The 2,899-nt window shown below is 74.0% G+C and carries 4 protein-coding genes and 1 pseudogene; 4 read left to right on the forward strand and 1 reads right to left on the reverse strand.

Annotated elements, in window-relative coordinates; genetic code table 11:
- The 3 genes from JNW89_RS33220 to JNW89_RS33230 form a co-directional block, all read left to right on the forward strand.
- Positions 1 to 310, forward strand: a 310-nt coding sequence (locus JNW89_RS33220; protein WP_305070562.1) for a 5-formyltetrahydrofolate cyclo-ligase, incomplete at its 5' end; no start/stop codon positions are given.
- Positions 311 to 370: 60 nt separating this feature from the next.
- Positions 371 to 736: an FmdB family zinc ribbon protein gene (locus tag JNW89_RS33225; RefSeq protein ID WP_238452051.1), complete on the forward strand. Its 366-nt coding sequence runs from the start codon at positions 371 to 373 to the stop codon at positions 734 to 736.
- A 922-nt stretch (positions 737 to 1,658) separates the two neighbouring features.
- Positions 1,659 to 1,922 carry a hypothetical protein gene (locus JNW89_RS33230; RefSeq protein ID WP_238452052.1) on the forward strand — a complete coding sequence of 88 codons (264 nt, stop codon included), beginning with the start codon at positions 1,659 to 1,661 and terminating at the stop codon, positions 1,920 to 1,922.
- A 238-nt stretch (positions 1,923 to 2,160) separates the two neighbouring features.
- On the opposite strand, the gene JNW89_RS33235 is transcribed toward JNW89_RS33230, so the two are convergent.
- On the reverse strand, positions 2,161 to 2,331 hold the full coding sequence (locus JNW89_RS33235; protein WP_238452053.1) for a hypothetical protein: 171 nt from the start codon (positions 2,329 to 2,331) through the stop codon (positions 2,161 to 2,163).
- Between the two features lie 218 nt (positions 2,332 to 2,549).
- Here JNW89_RS33235 and JNW89_RS33240 point away from each other — a divergent pair.
- Positions 2,550 to 2,899, forward strand: a pseudogene (locus JNW89_RS33240) (hypothetical protein); the annotation flags it as partial.

Genomic DNA, 2,899 nt, shown 5'->3' on the forward strand with positions numbered 1-2,899 from the left:
CGGCCCCCGGCTGGGCCGCGCCGCGATCGGCGAGGCGGAGCTGGTGGTGGTGCCGGCGCTGGCGGTGGACCACCGCGGCCTGCGCCTCGGGCGCGGCGGCGGCTCGTACGACCGGGCGCTGGCCCGGGTGCCGGGAAGAGTCCTGATCGTGGCGCTGTTGCACGACGGTGAGCTGGTCGAGGCGCTGCCCGCCCAGCCGCACGACCGCCCGGTGCACGCCGTAATCACCCCGTCGGGCGGTCTGCGTACGCTGACCGACGCGCCCGGTGTCGATCCCCCCACGTCCGCTGGACGAACCCGGGCCCGATGACGCACCATTGGCACTCGAAACCGTCGAGTGCAACCGGCCGTACCAGATCCGGAGGACAACGTGCCCACGTACCAGTACGCCTGCACCACGTGCGGCCACCAGCTCGAGGCGGTGCAGTCCTTCTCTGACGAGCCGCTGACCGAGTGCCCCGCGTGCGAGGGGCGGCTGCGCAAGGTCTTCAACTCGGTTGGTGTCGTGTTCAAGGGCTCCGGCTTCTACCGCACCGACTCCCGCTCCTCCGGCTCGGAGAGCAAGACCGGCAGCACCACCCCGAAGCCGGCGAAGTCGGACAGCGGCTCCTCGTCGGGTAACGGGTCGTCGGGCACCTCGTCCAACGGCGGCAGCACGTCGGGCTCGTCCGGCTCGTCGGGCTCGTCCAACGGCGGGTCGGCCAAGGCCGCGGCCAGCACCTCCGCCTCCTCCTGATCTCGAACGCCACCGCCCCCGCCGCCCTGTCTGGGCCGCGGGGGCTTTTGGCGTACGCGCTCCCCTCGCCAGGTTTGATGTGCGGTCCTCGCTTGATCAGGCGCCGGCCGGTGGCCGAGCCAGGGTTGTCTCTCCTGGGGTGGCGTGTCCCGGGGCGGGAAGCTGGCCAGCTTGCCGAGCCGGTGTGCGGCGCTGTGGATCTGATGACGCAAACGACTCAGCCTGGCGGGCGTCGGAGTCGGACAGCAGGTCGCTTCGTCCGGGCTGACCTCCGTTAGCAGGTCGAGCGCCGCTTCGGGGGTTGTCCACAGGCCGGTCGGTTGTCCACAGGCCGGTGCACATGGCGCTCCTGCGTCCGACCCTGCCCCCTAGCGTGCTGTCCGAGCGCCGCGACGGCGGCCGGACAGCGAGGCCGGCGGTCGGCCCTCGGGATGCCGGGCGGCCCGACGGCCCACGCGCTGCGTTCCGGGGCGGCTCGACGGCGAGGTGGAAGGTGGGCGGCATGGCTGGTGGTGGCCCGGACGGGAGGGACTCCCTGCGCCCGATGCGCTGGCTCCACCGGCCCGGCGGCGGCACGTTGCTGCGCCTCGGGCTGGTTGCTGCCCTGCTGGGCCTCGCGGCGGTCGTCCTCGACTCGTCCGGCGGCTGTCCCCCTCCGGCTCCACCCTCACCGGGCTCCTCCGCTGACGGCACGATCGCCGAAGGCACACCGGCCGCATCAGCGGACGGGACCGGATCAGCGGACGGGACCGGATCAGCCGGGGACCTGTCAGGCGGGGAGCCGTCGAACTCAGGTGTGCCGGGGCCGTCGACCGAAGGTGGTCGGTCGGAGGCGGGGCCGTCGACCGGAGGTGGTCGGTCGGGGGCTGGGCCGTCGACCGGAGGTGGTCGGCCGGGCGCGCTGCCGCTGCCGAGCGGGTCGGTGGGCGTACCGGTGCGGCTGGCCGAACCGGCCGCGCTCGCCGTGCTGCGGCCGGGAGCCCGGGTCGACCTGCTGGTCGTACCGGCCGGCCGGACGCCGGTGGAGGCCGCACTGGTGGCCTCCGAAGCGCTGGTACTCGACGTGGTGGGCGGCGACGCCGCCGACGGATCGTCGGCCCTCTACCTGGCGCTCCGCCCGGACCAGGCACAACGCGCCGTCGGCCAACCGGAGGGAAGTCGCTTCGCCGTCGTGGTACGCGGCTGACTCCGCCCGTCCGCCCCACGCACGCGCCCGACGGGACGACCGCTGTCGCACAGGCTGCTGCCGCGATCTCCACCAGCGGCTGCCTCGATCGCGTCTCTTCGGACGCCATCAGCGCCAGCAGCAGGGGTTCCTTGATCGGGTAGCAGTTTCCGACGCGACACGCCGACGCGAGCCTCGGAAATTGTCACCTGATCATGGGCGACGCCGTCGGAGGGCCCGCTGGCGAAAAGAAGGTGGGTCAGTCCCAGTGCGGCGGGCGCTCGGCGAGCAGCCAGTCGTCGTTGCCGCCGACGCGCTCACCCCAACCGTGGTCGGTGTCGTCCACCGTCTGCTCGGGCAGCACCACGAAATCCTCGCTGAGATCGACGGCGCGGTCGTCGTCGCGCACGTCCGGCTCCTCGATGCTCACGAGCGGCAACACTATCCCAGCCCAGACCGATCCTGGCGGCCACGTAGCCCAGGACGGCGAGCGTCGACCGGACGAGCCTGACCCGGGACTGCGCCCTCCCGCAACTCGGCTGCGAGCCACAACGGTCCCGGTCGCCGCCACCTCGCCGTTGTCACCGGCACCGACCCGTCGCCGCGTCGGGCGGCCGGGCGCTCCCCGCGTTGGTAGCGTCGGACGGCGTGACGACGCCCAGCGGTGCCAGCTCCGAGGACGAGTTCTGGCGACGGCCGCCCGAGCAGGCCCAGCCGACGGCACCGGACACCGACCGGACAACTCCCGGCACCGACGGTGCGACGCTCGGCGAGCCCACCTTCGGCCTCACGCCGGCAGCAGCGCCCCAGCCCTCCGCGCCGGCGAATGGCACCACGGCGACGACCAACGGTGTAGCGGGTGCCGGCACCCCCGGCGCGCCGACCTCGCCGTCACCGTGGGCCGCCCCGACGGACGTACCCGCGGCACCGGTCCCGGGGCAGGCGGCCGCGCGGCCCGGCGGTGGTTACGCCGGTCCGCCGCCGACCACGCCGCCGCC

The sequence above is a fragment of the Micromonospora sp. 4G55 genome (genome assembly GCF_016803375.1).